The sequence below is a fragment of the Micromonospora sp. WMMD956 genome (assembly GCF_029626125.1).
GTDB classification, from domain to species: domain Bacteria; phylum Actinomycetota; class Actinomycetes; order Mycobacteriales; family Micromonosporaceae; genus Micromonospora; species Micromonospora carbonacea.
Genome location: NZ_JARUBI010000005.1, coordinates 6468110 through 6481420, shown reverse-complemented (window position 1 = coordinate 6481420; position 13311 = coordinate 6468110). Strand labels below are relative to the sequence as shown.

The 13311-nt window shown below is 75.4% G+C and carries 12 protein-coding genes and 1 pseudogene; 8 read left to right on the top strand and 5 right to left on the bottom strand.

Annotation, left to right across the window (positions count from 1 at the left end; all coding sequences use genetic code 11):
* The first annotated feature begins 113 nt into the window (after nucleotides 1-113).
* Nucleotides 114-725, top strand: a complete 612-nt coding sequence (locus O7628_RS28030; protein WP_278135155.1) for a histidine phosphatase family protein — start codon at nucleotides 114-116, stop codon at nucleotides 723-725.
* Here the strand turns inward: O7628_RS28030 and O7628_RS28025 are convergent.
* The 3 genes and pseudogenes from O7628_RS28025 to O7628_RS28020 form a co-directional block, all read right to left on the bottom strand.
* Entirely contained in the window at nucleotides 655-1161 is a 507-nt protein-coding gene (locus O7628_RS28025) for an Lrp/AsnC family transcriptional regulator (RefSeq protein ID WP_278135152.1), read from the bottom strand. The genes O7628_RS28030 and O7628_RS28025 overlap by 71 nt on opposite strands.
* 94 nt (nucleotides 1162-1255) lie before the next feature.
* Nucleotides 1256-1441 (bottom strand): annotated as a pseudogene (locus O7628_RS32740) (M23 family metallopeptidase); the annotation flags it as partial.
* Between the two features lie 15 nt (nucleotides 1442-1456).
* Nucleotides 1457-2599 carry an acyl-CoA dehydrogenase family protein gene (locus O7628_RS28020; protein ID WP_278135149.1) on the bottom strand — a complete coding sequence of 381 codons (1143 nt, stop codon included), beginning with the start codon at nucleotides 2597-2599 and terminating at the stop codon, nucleotides 1457-1459.
* A gap of 240 nt (nucleotides 2600-2839) precedes the next feature.
* Here O7628_RS28020 and O7628_RS28015 point away from each other — a divergent pair, with 240 nt between their 5' ends.
* Both O7628_RS28015 and O7628_RS28010 read left to right on the top strand, forming a co-directional pair.
* On the top strand, nucleotides 2840-3064 hold the full coding sequence (locus O7628_RS28015; protein ID WP_278135148.1) for a hypothetical protein: 225 nt from the start codon (nucleotides 2840-2842) through the stop codon (nucleotides 3062-3064).
* 49 nt (nucleotides 3065-3113) lie between these two features.
* The gene (locus O7628_RS28010; protein ID WP_278135146.1) at nucleotides 3114-4034 is read left to right on the top strand and encodes a 5'-3' exonuclease; all 921 of its coding nucleotides are present in this window, start codon (nucleotides 3114-3116) and stop codon (nucleotides 4032-4034) included.
* Between the two features lie 49 nt (nucleotides 4035-4083).
* On the opposite strand, the gene O7628_RS28005 is transcribed toward O7628_RS28010, so the two are convergent.
* Together O7628_RS28005 and O7628_RS28000 are read right to left on the bottom strand one after the other, a co-directional pair.
* A complete protein-coding gene (locus O7628_RS28005) occupies nucleotides 4084-4977 on the bottom strand; it encodes an MHYT domain-containing protein (RefSeq protein ID WP_278135144.1) in 894 nt (297 codons plus the stop codon).
* A gap of 165 nt (nucleotides 4978-5142) precedes the next feature.
* Nucleotides 5143-7944, bottom strand: a complete 2802-nt coding sequence (locus O7628_RS28000; RefSeq protein ID WP_278135141.1) for a DEAD/DEAH box helicase — start codon at nucleotides 7942-7944, stop codon at nucleotides 5143-5145.
* A 78-nt stretch (nucleotides 7945-8022) separates the two neighbouring features.
* On the opposite strand from O7628_RS28000, the gene O7628_RS27995 reads away from it, so the two are divergent.
* From O7628_RS27995 to O7628_RS27975, 5 genes are all read left to right on the top strand, one after another.
* Entirely contained in the window at nucleotides 8023-8799 is a 777-nt protein-coding gene (locus O7628_RS27995; protein ID WP_278135139.1) for an HAD family hydrolase, read from the top strand.
* Nucleotides 8800-9018: 219 nt separating this feature from the next.
* Nucleotides 9019-9723 (top strand): tryptophan 2,3-dioxygenase family protein, encoded by a 705-nt coding sequence (locus O7628_RS27990; RefSeq protein WP_278135137.1) that lies wholly within the window; start codon nucleotides 9019-9021, stop codon nucleotides 9721-9723.
* Between the two features lie 62 nt (nucleotides 9724-9785).
* On the top strand, nucleotides 9786-11084 hold the full coding sequence (locus O7628_RS27985; RefSeq protein WP_347405222.1) for a hypothetical protein: 1299 nt from the start codon (nucleotides 9786-9788) through the stop codon (nucleotides 11082-11084).
* Complete coding sequence (locus tag O7628_RS27980) at nucleotides 11081-12259, top strand: aminotransferase class V-fold PLP-dependent enzyme (RefSeq protein WP_278135133.1); 1179 nt, start codon at nucleotides 11081-11083, stop codon at nucleotides 12257-12259. Before O7628_RS27985 ends, O7628_RS27980 begins: the two co-directional genes overlap by 4 nt.
* Nucleotides 12256-13281 (top strand): methyltransferase, encoded by a 1026-nt coding sequence (locus O7628_RS27975; protein ID WP_083302830.1) that lies wholly within the window; start codon nucleotides 12256-12258, stop codon nucleotides 13279-13281. The genes O7628_RS27980 and O7628_RS27975 overlap by 4 nt, the downstream gene beginning before the upstream one ends.
* Nucleotides 13282-13311 lie beyond the last annotated feature (30 nt).

Here is a 13311-nt window from a genome sequence, read left to right as displayed (position 1 = left end):
ATGCCCGGGTGTGGGGCAGCGGAAACCTGGGAGGCGGGCGGCGTCACACGCGGCAGGGCATCCTAGGAGGCTAGGTGTCGCGTGTGCGGCGGGGGACCTGGTTGACTGGGCCGATGGGAGAGATCGTCCTCGTCCGCCACGGCGAGACCGAGTGGAGCGCCAGCCGCCGGCACACCTCGTACACCGACCTGGAGCTCACCGCCGACGGCGAACGGGAGGCCCGCGCGCTCGCCACCCCCCTCGCCGGCCGGCGGTTCGCCCTCGTGCTGGCCAGCCCGCGCCGCCGGGCGCTGCGCACCGCCGAACTGGCCGGGCTCGCCGTCACCGCGGCCGACGAGGACCTGGCCGAGTGGAACTACGGCCGGTACGAGGGCGTCACCACCGCCGACATCCACACCGGCCGCCCAGGGTGGAACATCTGGACCGACGGCTGCCCCGCCGGGGAGTCACCGGCCGAGGTGGGCGCGCGGCTCGACCGGGTGCTGGCCCGCGCCGCCGCCGCGCTCGCCGACGGCGACGTCGCCCTGGTCGGCCACGCGCACAGCCTGCGGGTGCTGGGCGCCCGGTGGATCGGCCTCCCGCCGCCCGGCGGCGGGCTGCTGCGGCTGGACACCGCCACGGTCAGCGTCCTCGGCCACGAGCACGGCCGGCGGGTCATCCTGCGGTGGAACCAGCCGCCTCCCCCGCCGCCCGGGACCGCGCCCGGGTCGACGGCTCCCCGCTGATCTTCGGCGGCCGGTTCTCGTACGGGGTGGACAGGACCACGGTGGTGCGGGTGGTGACGTTCGCGGCCGTGCGGATCTCCTGGAGCAGGCGCTCCAGGTCGGCCGGGGAGGCCACCCGCACCAGCAGCAGGTAGAAGTCCTCCCCCGCCACCGAGTAGCAGGAGTCGATCTCGGGCAGGTGGGCCAGCCGCTCCGGGGCGTCGTCGGGCTGCGACGGGTCGAACGGCCGGATCGCCACGAACGCGCTCAGCGGCAGGTCGACCGCCTCGAAGGAGACCCGGGCGGCGTAGCCCCGGATCACCCCGCGCTGCTCCAGCCGGCGGACCCGCTGGTGCACGGCGGACACCGACAGGCCCACCTTCTCCGCCAGGTCCGTGTACGACAGCCGCCCGTCGGCGGTCAGCGCCGCGACGATGGCCCGGTCGATCTCCTCCACGGCGTGCAACCTACCGGTAAAAGCGCTCCCCCGCGACGACGCCCCCGCCCCGCGTGACGCTCGGTCCGCCCCGGGTGACCTTCCGCGTCGGGCCTCAGTCCCACTGGTCCTGGTTGAGGAAGCGGGCGAAGCCACGCCAGGAGCCGTCGGACAGCAGGAACTGCGACAGGTGCAGGTACTGGCTGCGGTAGCCGTCGGAGTGGTGGATGGTCACCGTGTGCCCGCCCGTGCCGTTGTTCGGGATGTTCTGGATCGTCCCGGCACCGCAGGCCGGCAGGTTCGTGCCGACGCGCGCTCAGTCCCTGGCCAGGGCGCGGGAGATCACCAGGCGCTGGATCTGGTTGGTGCCCTCGACGATCTGGAGCACCTTCGCCTCCCGCAGGTAGCGCTCGACGGGATGGTCGGCGACGTAGCCGGCCCCGCCGAGCACCTGCACCGCGTCGATGGTCACCCGCATCGCCACGTCCGTGGCGAACAGCTTCGCCTTCGCCGCCTCGATCGAGTACGGCCGGCCGGCGTCGCGCAGCCGCGCGGCGGCCAGCGTCAGCGCGCGGGCGGCGGAGATCTGGGTGGCGTGGTCGGCCAGGGTGAACCCGAGGCCCTGGAAGTCGACGATCGCCCGCCCGAACTGCCGACGCTCACGGGCGTAGCCGACCGCGTGGTCGAGGGCGGCCTGGGCCAGGCCGACGGCGCAGGCGGCGATGCCGAGGCGGCCGGAGTCCAGGGCGGACATGGCGATGGTGAAGCCGGCGCCCGCCCCGCCGATGAGGCGGTCGGCCGGCACCCGGGCGTCGTCGAAGGCGACCTGCGCCACCGGGGAGGCGTGCAGGCCCATGGTCCGCTCGGCGGCCTGCGGGACGATGCCGGGGGTGTCACGGTCGGCGAGCAGGCAGGAGATGCCCTTCGGGCCGGGCCCGCCGGTGCGGCAGAAGACGTTGTAGAAGTCGGCCACCTGCGCGTGGGTGATCCACGCCTTGGTGCCGGTGACCACGTACGCATCGCCGTCGCGCACGGCCCTCGTGGTCAGCGCCGCCGCGTCCGAGCCGCCCTGCGGCTCCGACAGGCAGTACGCGCCGAGCAGCTCGCCGCCGATCATGTCGGGCAGCAGCTTGCGCTGGGCGTCCGTGCCGAACTGGGCCAGGGGGTAGCAGGACAGGGTGTGCACGCTGACCGCCTCGGCGACGGCGAGCCAGCGGCTGGCAAGCACCTCCAGCACCTGCAGGTACACCTCGTACGGCTGGGCGGCCCCGCCGTGCTCCTCGGCGTAGGGCAGGCCGAGCAGGCCGGCGCGGCCGAGGGTGCGCAGCACCTCCCGGGGGAACTCGGCGCGGGACTCGAACGCGGCGGCGCGGGGGGCGAGCTCCCGGTCGGCGAGCTCGGTGGCGAGGTCGAGCAGGTCGTGGGCCTCGTCGGTGGGCAGGATCCGGTCGACGGTCATAGCGCGCTGAGCTCCGTGGGGTGGTGTTGAGCCGGGTCACGCCGCCCGTCGTGCGGACGGCGTCGGGTTCCGGTGGCCGGTTCTACCGTCGGTTCCCGCCCTGTGAGCTTAACGGTCGTTTGGCCACCTGCGGGAGGCGGCGGTGTCGCGTCGAACCCGCCCGAGGCGGGCGGCGACGTCGATAGCCTGGACCCACGCCGGCACCGGTCCGCCGGCCGACGGGACGGAGAAGGCGGCGCGATGGGCGGCGGGCGGGAGCGCGGGGCGCGGCGGCGGCGCGGGCTGTTGTGGGCCGGCATCCTCGCCGTCGCCGGGCTGGTGCTGCTGGCGGTCGGCCTCACCGTCGCCAACGGGGCCCTCGCGTGGCTGGAGGCGGCCGTCGCCCTCGTCCTGCTGGTGGCGAGCTACGCCGTGCAGCGCCTCGCCCGCCGGGAGGCGCTCTACCGGCACGACGGGCCGCGCTGACCGCCGCGCCGCGCCCGGATCGTCGGACGGCTGTGCCACGCTGTCCGGCGTGGCACACCGATCCCCGATCCTGCTGATCGACGCTCCCAGTCTCTACTTCCGGGCCTACTTCGGCGTCCCCGAGTCCGCCGCGCGGGCCGCCGACGGCAGCCCCGTCAACGCGGTGCGCGGATTCCTCGACATGCTCGCCACGCTGGTGCGCACCCGCCGCCCCGACCGGCTGGTCTGCGCCCTGGACCACGACTGGCGTCCCGACTGGCGGGTGGCGCTCCTGCCGTCGTACAAGGCGCACCGGGTGGCCCCGGAGGGGGGCGAGGAGGTGCCCGACACCCTCGGCCCGCAGGTGCCGGTGATCCTGGACGTGCTGGCCGCGATCGGCATCACGGCGGTCGGGGCCGCCGGCTACGAGGCCGACGACGTGCTGGGCACGCTGTCGGTGACCCAGCCCGCACCGGCGGAGGTGGTCTCCGGGGACCGGGACCTGTTCCAACTCGTCGACGACGCGCGCGGGGTGCGGCTGCTCTACGTCGGGCGTGGCGTGGCGAAGCTGGAGGACTGCGACGACGCGGCGGTGCGCGCCCGCTACGGGGTGCCCGCCGACCGGTACGCCGACTTCGCGGCCCTGCGCGGCGACCCCAGCGACGGGCTGCCCGGCGTGCCGGGCGTCGGCGAGAAGACCGCGGCCCGGCTGGTCGACCGCTACGGCGGCGTCGCCGGCATCCTCGCCGCGCTCGACGACCCCGACGCCGGGTTCGCCCCCGGCCTGCGGGCCCGGCTGGACGCCGCCCGCGGTTACCTGGCCGTCGCGCCGACGGTGGTGCGGGTGGCGCTGGACGTGCCGCTGCCGGAGCTGCCCACGGCGCTGCCGCAGGCCCCGGCCGACCCGGACCGGCTGCTGGCGCTGGCCGAGCGCTGGAACCTGGCCGGCTCCTGCCGCCGCCTCGTCGACGCCCTCGCCATCCGCGACTGACCGCGGGCCCACCCCCGGCCGGCCAGGGGCGGACCAGCGGGTCAGCGGGTCAGCGGGGCGGGTCGACGCGGCGGGTGGGGAACGTGCTGCCGGGGCGGGCCAGGGTGCCGCGGGCGCGCAGCCCGACCGGGTCCGGGGCCGGCTGCGGATCCGCCGCCGCCGCCGACCCGGCCGGGTCCGCCCGGCGCGCGTCGAGGTAGGCCGCGCCGGCCCGGTCCTCCTCGGTGGGCGCGGCGAGCAGGGCGTAGACCAGCCCGACCACCACGAGGATCACCGCGAGGACGATGGGCACCAGCAGCGTGCTGAACCCCGCACCGGTGACGTCGTCGTGCTGCTCGTGCAGGCGCACCGACAGGGCGCTCATGCCGGTGAAGTGCATGCCGTTGACGGCGACGCCCATCACCAGCGCGGAGGCGACGACGGCCAGGACCCGGCGCACGGTGACGGCCAGCCACAGCGCCACGGTCGCCGCGACCACGGCGATCGCCACCGACAGGGCGACCCGCACGCCGTCGTAGCCGAGGGAGCCGCCGAGCCGCATCGCCGCCATCCCGGTGTAGTGCATGGCGACGACCCCGGCCCCGGTCAGCCCGCCCCCGATGCCGATGCGCAGCGCGGAGACCCGGCCGGTGCCGACGATGGCCAGGCCGATGCCGACCGCGACCACGGCGATGAGGGCGCTCGCCACGGTGATCGGCACGTCGTAGCGGATCCGGGTGCCCTCGACGGCGAAGCCGAGCATCGCCATGAAGTGCATGCTCCAGATCGCGGTGCCGCCGATCGCCCAGGCGGCGAGGGTGCCCCACCACACGCGTTGGCCGGTGGTGGCGGCGGCCCGGATGCGGCCCGCGCAGACCAGACCGAGGAACGAGCCCAGCACCGACAACGCGTAGCTGAGCGCCGGCGTGATCCAGCCGTACTCAAAGTGATTGATCTCCGCCACGGCGGTTGTCCCCCCACCCGGTCACCGGCGCGTCGACGACGCGCCGCAGACATGATCGGGGACGCGTTGAGCTGCCGCAACAGCGCCCCCCGACCACTTCGGGGGGTGCTGTCACGGTGACAGTCCGATGCATGGGACCGGCGTCGAAACGACGCAGGGTGACCGTCAGGCGGTGGCGTGGTAGGCGAGGACGCCCCGGTTGACGGCGGCGATGGCCTGCCGGGCCGTGGCGCGCAGCTCGGTGGAGGCGCCGCCGGAGTCGGCGACCTGACCGAGCAGGTCGACGACCTGGCGGGCCCACCGGACGAAGTCGCCGGCCGGCATCTCGCCGTCGAGCTGGTGCCCGCTGGCGAGCACCTTGGCCAGGGCCTCGCCACGGGCCCAGCGGTAGATCGGCCAGGCGAAGCCGAGGTCGGGCTCGCGGGTCACCGCGAGGCCACGGGCGGCCTCGTCGGCCTCGATGCCGCTCCACAGGTGCAGCGTCTCGTCCACCGCGTCCGCGACGGGGCCGCGCGGCAGCGACGCCCGCTCGTCGGCGTCCCGGCGGGCCTCGAACACCACCACCGACACGGCGGCGGCCAGCTCCGCCGGCGAGAGCCCGTCCCAGACGCCCCGGCGCAGGCACTCGGCGACCAGCAGGTCGGCCTCGGTCCAGATCCGGCCGAGCATCCGCCCGGCGTCGGTGACGGCCCCATCGGCCGACAGGTAGCCGCGCGCGGTGAGCAGCGCGACGATCCGGTCGAACGTGCGGGCAAGGGAGCCGGTGCGGCCGGCGACCCGCTGGCGCAGCTCCTCGGTGTCGCGTTCGAGGCGGCGGCGCCGCTCGGCCCAGCGGGCGTGCTCCTCCCGGTCGGGGCAGGCGTGGCAGGGGTGCCGGCGCAGCTCGGTGCGGAGCTGGCTGAGCGCGTGGTCCTCGCCCGCGCCCTGCCGGGACCGGCCGCCCCGGCGGCCGCCGTGCCGGTCCAGGCCGGTGCCGCTGACCTCGGCGGCGAGGTCGCGGCGGGCCGCCGGGGAACGGTGGTTGAAGTGCTTGGGCACCCGGATGCGGGCGAGCACCTCGGCGGGGGTGGTGAAGTCGCCGGGGCTGACCCGCCCGGCCCACCGGTCCTGGGTCAGCACGAGCGGGCGGGGCTCGCCGAACCCGCCGGTGGCCGGGTCGAGCACCACCGCGAGGCCGGCACGCCGGCCGGACGGCACCCGGATCACGTCGCCGACGCGCAGCCGCTCCAGCGACGCCACGGCGGCGGCCTTGCGCTGGTGCTGGCCCTGCCGCGCGATGGCGCGCTCCCGGTCGGCGATGGCCACCCGCAGGGCGAAGTACTCGTCGAAGTCGCCGTGGTGGCAGGCGGCCTCCGCGCCGTACGCGTCGATGGTCTCGGTGTTGCGCTGCACCTGCCGGGCCAGGCCGACCACCGACCGGTCGGCCTGGAACTGGGCGAACGAGCTCTCCAGCAGCGCGCGGGCCGGCTCCGCGCCGACCGTGCCGACCAGGTTGACGGCCATGTTGTAGGACGGGCGGAAGCTGGACCGCAGCGGGTAGGTGCGGGTGGAGGCCAGGCCCGCCACGTGCCGGGGGTCGGTCTCGGGCGACCAGACCACGACGGCATGCCCCTCGACGTCGATGCCCCGGCGGCCGGCGCGCCCGGTGAGCTGGGTGTATTCGCCCGGGGTGAGGTCGACGTGGGCCTCGCCGTTGAACTTCACGAGGCGTTCGAGGACGACGCAGCGGGCCGGCATGTTGATGCCCAGCGCCAGGGTCTCGGTGGCGAAGACCGCCTTGACCAGGCCCCGGACGAACAGCTCCTCGACGACCTCCTTGAACACCGGCAGCATGCCGGCGTGGTGGGCGGCCAGGCCGCGCTCCAGGCCGTCGAGCCACTCCCAGTAGCCGAGCACCGTCAGGTCCTCGCCGGGGATGGCGGTGACCCGCGACTCGACGACCCGGCGGATCTCGGCGCGCTCCTCCGGGTTGGTGAGCCGCAGGCCGGCGGCGAGGCACTGCTGCACGGCGGCGGCGCAGCCGGCGCGGCTGAAGATGAACAGGATCGCCGGCAGCAGCCCCTCCCGGTCGAGCCGGTCCACGATGTCCGGGCGCAGCGGGCCCCGCCAGCGCGGCCCGCGCCGGCCGCCGCCCGGCCCGGCGCTGCGCCCCTCCCCCAGCTCCAGGCGGCGCACCGTCTCGCGGGTGTAGCGCAGCAGCTCCGGGTGCACGTCGTGCTTGCGGGCGGCGTCGGCGTCGTGGAAGAGGTCGAACATCCGCTTGCCGACGAGCATGTGCTGCCACAGCGGCACCGGGCGGTGCTCGCTGACCACCACGGCGGTCTCGCCGCGCACGGTGACCAGCCAGTCGGCGAACTCCTCGGCGTTGGAGACGGTCGCCGACAGCGAGACCAGGGTCACCGAGGCGGGCAGGTGGATGATCACCTCTTCCCAGACCCCGCCGCGGAACCGGTCGGCGAGGTAGTGCACCTCGTCCATGACCACGTAGGCCAGGCCCTCGAGGGTGGCCGAGCCGGCGTAGAGCATGTTGCGCAGCACCTCGGTGGTCATCACGACCACCGGTGCGTCGCCGTTGATCGCGTTGTCGCCGGTGAGCAGCCCGACGTGCTCGACGCCGTAGCGGTCGACCAGGTCGTGGTACTTCTGGTTGGACAGCGCCTTGATCGGCGTGGTGTAGAAGCACTTGCGCCGGGCGGGCGGCGGGCCGTCGCCGTCGGCCGCCGCCGGCCGCGCGGGCGTGCCGCGCAGGGCCAGGTGCACGGCGAACTCGCCGACCACGGTCTTGCCGGCGCCGGTGGGGGCGCAGACCAGCACGCCGCTGCCCCGTTCCAGGGCCTGGCACGCCTCCCGCTGGAAGTCGTCGAGATCGAACCCCAGGTCAAGGGCGAACTCGTCCAGCGCCGGGAACTGTGAGGCCTGCGCGGCCCGGCGGCGCGCCGCGGCGTACCGCTCGGCGGGGCTCGACATGTCACCAAGATTAGTGCGTGCCTCCGACGACCACCGCCGCAAGGCCGTCCGACAGGGGGGTCGGGGGCGGTCGGTAGGGTGCACGGCGTGCCGGATCATGCCGAACCGACCCAGTCGACCCCACCGAGCGCCGACTCCGCCGCGGGCGTCGGGGCGTCCCGTCGGCCCGTCGAAGCGGTCCTGTTCGACTTCCACGGCACCCTCGCGCAGGTGGAGGAGCCCCACGACTGGGTGCTCGCCGCCGCGCGGGCGTGCGGGGTGGCCCTGGAGCGGGTGCGGGCCACCGCGCTGGCCGACCGGCTGCTCACCGCCGGCCGGGCCGGCGGGCCGCTGCCGGCGCGGGTGCCGCCGGCGCTGGCCGAGCTGTGGGCCGAGCGGGACCTCTACCCGCACGCGCACCGGGGCGCGTACACGGGGTTGGCGGCCACCGTGGACGCCGGGATCGACGGCCTCGCCGACGCGCTCTACGAGCGGGTGCTGCGGCCGGACGGGTGGGTGCCGTACCCGGACACCGCGCCGACCCTCGCGGCGCTGCGGTCGGCGGGGGTGAAGGTGGCGGTGGTGAGCAACATCGGCTTCGACATCCGGCCGTTCTTCGCCGCGTGGGGCCTCGACGCCCTGGTGGACGCGTTCGTCCTGTCCTACGAGGTGGGGCGCTGCAAGCCGGACCCGGCGATCTTCTGGCGGGCCTGCGGGATGCTCGGGGTGGACGCGGAGCGGGCGCTGATGGTGGGCGACACGGCGGCGGACGCCGGTGCGGTGCGGGCCGGCTGCGCCGTGCTGGTGCTGCCCGAGGCCGAGCCGGGCCGGCCCAACGGGCTGGGCTCCGTGCTCGACCTGGCCCTGCGCGGCTGATCCGTTCCCCGGCCCGGCGCGCCCCTATTCGACAGCGCGCCGGGCGGTCTCCTTTCCGTCGAATGAAACGGTCGAGAAGGCTCGAATTACCCCTGCCGTCCTACGGACGGGATCCCCGGGCGTGACATATTGCTCGACGTCGTTGGATAATGTCCGCCGCGATGAGCCGTCGCGGGTCGCGTTCAGGTGCCCCGACGCTTAGCCGAAGGGGACAATTCCGTGAAGCGGGACCACTCACCCGTGCTGCCGGGCGACGGCGACACCGACTATGCGCGTTACATGCGCGTCGACGAGCTGCTCGACCTGCAGCGCACCCCGGAGCAGGTGATCTGTCGCGACGAGCTGCTCTTCCAGGTGGTCCACCAGTCGGCGGAGCTGTGGCTCAAGCTCGCCGCGTCCGAGCTGCGCGAGGCCGCCGCGCGACTCGACGCCGGCGAGCCGGGCGCGGCGGAGCTGCTGCTGACCCGGGCGGCGCTCGGCGTGCGGCTGGTCACCGACCAGCTGGAGATGTTCCGCCACCTGTCCCCGGCCGACTTCCAGGCCATGCAGCCGGCGCTCGGCAACGGCTCCGGCGCCGAATCGCCTGGTTGGCGGCAGGTGCAGGCCGCCAGCCGGCGGCTCGGCCGGGCCTTCGCCGACCACCTCGCCGCCGTCGGCGTCGACGTCTCCGCGCTGCCGGGCACCGACCCCGCCGATCCGCTGCACCGGCTGGCCGAGGCCATGGTGGAGTGGGACGAACGGGTCGCGTCCTGGCGGGTACGGCACTACCAGGTGGCCCTGCGCATCGGCGGGCACGGCCCGGCCGGCACGCCGGGCAGCCCGGCGACGATGCTCGCCCGGCTGATCGACCACCGGTTCTTCCCCGAGCTGTGGCATCTGCGGGTGGGCGTCGCCGGCCCCGCGCCGGCCACCCCACGGGCCTGACCGGCCGCCGCCGGAATCGTCGGTTCCTCACCGTCCGTATTTAACACGACCGTAATGTTGAGGTGCCGTTCGTGCGTGAGCTGACGACTTGGCGATCCGGCCTATCCGATCCCGACGACTTTCCCTACTCTGCGGTGCTCGACGCGTTCCAGCGCGCCGGTAAACACTTTGTCGAAAAAGAACTGCTCGCACTTCTCGACGAGATACGGACGCACGTCGTCGCGGCGGGGCGCGCCGCCGCCGGGCCCACGGAGCCGCACCGGTTCCTGCGCGAGTTCCTCGACGTCGCGCTCGACAAGTGGGACGGCCGGTACGACTACCGCAGCTACCTCGCGCTGCCCCTGCTGCGGCTGCCCTGCACGGCGGACGACCCCGGGACCGACGCGGGGCCCGACCCGGCGGACGCCCGCCGCGCCTCCGACCGGCTCCTGGTGCGGCTGGTCGCCGACGCCCTCGCCTTCGAACTCGCCGCCACGGCCGGAGCCACCACCCTGCTCCCCGAGCAGCGCCCCGGCCCAGCGACGGTCGCGAAGCGCCTGCGGCTCGGCGTCCGGGCCGTGTTGCCCGCGATGGCCCGGCTGGACCCGGCGTGGACGGTCGACGACCGGAGTCCGGCCACCGCCGCGGCGGCCCTGCACGCGTTCGCCGTCGCCGACGACACCGGCGACGAGGAGCGCCGGCTGCGGCTGAGCATGCTGCCGGTGTACCGGTCGCACGACGAGTACCTGTTCGTCCGGGTGCTCCAGGCGTACGAGTGCGTCTTCGCCGGGCTCGCCGACGAACTGCGCGGCACGGTCGCCGCCCTGCGCACCGGGCAGCCGGGCACGGCGGCCGGCCGGCTGGCGTCCGCCCGCGACCGGCTCGCCGCCGCCGCGCCGCTGTTCTCGCTGCTGGCCACCATGCAGCCGGAGTCCTTCCGGACCTTCCGGGAGTACACCGAGGGGGCCAGCGCCATCCAGTCCCGCTCCTACAAGCTGGTGGAGTCGCTGTGCCGTACCCCCGACGGGTCTCGGCTGGACTCGGCGGCCTACCGCTCGGTGCCGGAGGTGCGCGAGTGGGTGCTCGCCGGGCACCCGTCGGTCGACGCCGCCTACCGGGCGGCGGCCCGCGCCGGCCGGCTCACCGGGGCCGACCGCGACCGGGTGGAGCGGGAGATGCGCGCCTTCGCCGAGGCGGTGCTCGGGTGGCGGCGCACCCACCACCGGCTGGCGGTCCGGATGCTCGGCACGCGCCCCGGCACCGGATACACGGAGGGCACCCCCTACCTGGCCGCCGTCCGCTCCACCCCCGTCTTCACCGCCGTCGGCCCCGACCCGGGCGCGGCGGCCCCGCCGACGAACACCGGAGGCTGTCCCGCGTGAGCACCCCCGACCCGGCCCCGGCCGCCGACGAGGCGCGCTGCCTCGACGCGGACGCGCTCGCCGCCCTGCGCGCCGAGTTCCCGCTGCTGCGCACCTGCGTCTACCTGAACAACAACTCCACCGGCGCGGTCCCGCAGGGCGCGCAGCGGGTGCTGGCCGACTACTGGGAGACCCTGCGCGGCTGGCGTGACGACGTGTGGCAGGGCTGGCACGTCGGCCTCGACCGGTACGCCGACTCGGTGGCCGCGCTCATCGGCGCGCCCGCGGGCAGCGTCGTCACCGACGCGAACCTGAGCACCCTGCTGGCCCGGATCGCCTCCTGCTTCGACTACCGCCCGCCCCGCGACCGGGTCGTCACCACCGACCTGGAGTTCCCGACCGTGCCGTTCGTCTGGAACGCGTTCGGCCGCTACGGGGCGCAGGCCGACGTCGTCGCCACCGGCGGCGTCCGGTTCGACCAGGACGCCCTCGAAGCGCGCATCGACGAGCGGACGCTGCTGGTGTGCGTGCCGCACGCCAGCTTCGCCTCCGGCGACACCATCGACCTGCCCCGGCTCGTCGCCCACGCCCACGACGCCGGCGCCCTGGTGATCGTCGACGCCTTCCAGACGGTCGGGGTGGTGCCGCTGGACGTGACCGCGCTGGGCGTGGACGTCGTCCTCGGCGGCGCGCACAAGTGGCTGTGCGGCGTCGGCACCGCCTTCTGCTACGTCCGGCCGGACCTGACGCCCCGGCTGGAGCCGGCGGCGACCGGCTGGCAGGCCGGGGACGTCGCGCTGACGTTCCGGCCGTCGACCGGCTGGGCGGCCGGCGCGCAACGGTTCGCCGGCGGCACGCCGTTCCCGCTCACCTCGCTGGTCTCCCAGGTGGGCCTGGACCTGCTGGCCGGCGTCGGGGCGCCCGCGATCCGGCGGCACTCCCTGGCCTGCACCGGGCGGATCGTCGAGCGGGCCGCCGCCGCCGGGATCACGGTGGTCAGCCCGACCGAGCCGCACCGCCGCGGCGGCGTCGTCTGCCTCGACGTGCCCGACGGGGAGGCGGTCAAGCGGCGGCTCGCCGCGCGGAACGTGATCTGTAGCTGGCGCGGCTGGCTGCGGGTCGGCCCGCACGTCTACAACACCCTGGAGGAGATCGACGTGTTCATGGACGCCCTGGAAGCGGAGGTCCGCCGGTGAACGTCACCCTGTCGCCGCGGGCGCTGATGAGCCTGCTCGCCAACGGCCCGAAGGCGATGGACGTGCTGGAGACGGCCCTCACCCTGGGCCTGCTCGACGCGCTGGAGCCGGGCCCCGCCCGCCTGGGCGACCTCGCCGCGCGGTTCGGGTTCCGGCCGCTGCGGCTCTACAAGTTCCTGGACTGCCTGGAGAGCCTCGGCGTCGTCACCCGCGAGGAACCCGACGACGACATCGCCGCCGCCCGCTACCGGGCCGAGCCGGGGCTGCGCGACGCCGTGGCGGCGGTCGTCGGGCCGGGCGCCGTCGAGCGGGACCGGGACCGCTACCCGTGGCGCGTGCTGCACGGCCGGCTGGCCGAGAGCCTGCGCGGCGAGGTCAGCATGACCGACGAGGACTTCGCGTGGCCGCCGCGCACCGACGAGCAGACCGCCGCGTTCGAGCGCAGCATGGCCGTCGGGCTCGGGCCGGTGCTGGAGACCCTGCACCGGCACGCCGACCGGCTCTGGGCGGACCGCCGCCGGCTGCTCGACGTCGGCGGCGGCGACGGCACGCTCGCCGCCCGGGTGCTCGACGACGCCCCGCACCTGCGGGCCGATGTGTTCAACCTGCCGGCGGTGGCGCCCCTGGTGGCCGAGACCCGGCAGCGCCGCGGCCATGCCGAGCGGCTGGGCTTCGTCGGCGGGGACTTCTTCGCCGAGGCGCTGCCGACCGGCTACGACGCGCTGGCGTTCGTCCGGGTGCTGCACGACTGGCCCAACGACGTCGCCCGCCGGCTGGTCGAGGCGGCGTACCGGGCCCTCGAACCGGGCGGGCTGCTGCTCATCGGCGAGGAGTTCCGCACCCCGGACCGGCTGGCGATGCAGTTCTTCTGGAGCTACTTCCTGATCGGCGTCGACAGCTGCGTGAGCCGGCTGCGGGAGGTCGAGTTCTACACGGGGCTGCTCAAGGAGGTCGGCTTCGAGCGGGTCGCGGTGCTGCCCGGCGGCTGGGAGCTGGTCACCGCGTACAAGCCGGCGGCCTGACCGGGGCGGGCGGGCCGTGGCCTGCCCGCC

Coding starts and splice junctions, on each gene's coding strand:
- O7628_RS28015 (WP_278135148.1), top strand. CDS start 2,840: ATGGGCGGCGGGCGGGAGCGCGGGGCGCGGCGGCGGCGCGGGCTGTTG.
- O7628_RS28020 (WP_278135149.1), bottom strand. CDS start 2,599: ATGACCGTCGACCGGATCCTGCCCACCGACGAGGCCCACGACCTGCTC.
- O7628_RS28030 (WP_278135155.1), top strand. CDS start 114: ATGGGAGAGATCGTCCTCGTCCGCCACGGCGAGACCGAGTGGAGCGCC.
- O7628_RS28000 (WP_278135141.1), bottom strand. CDS start 7,944: ATGTCGAGCCCCGCCGAGCGGTACGCCGCGGCGCGCCGCCGGGCCGCG.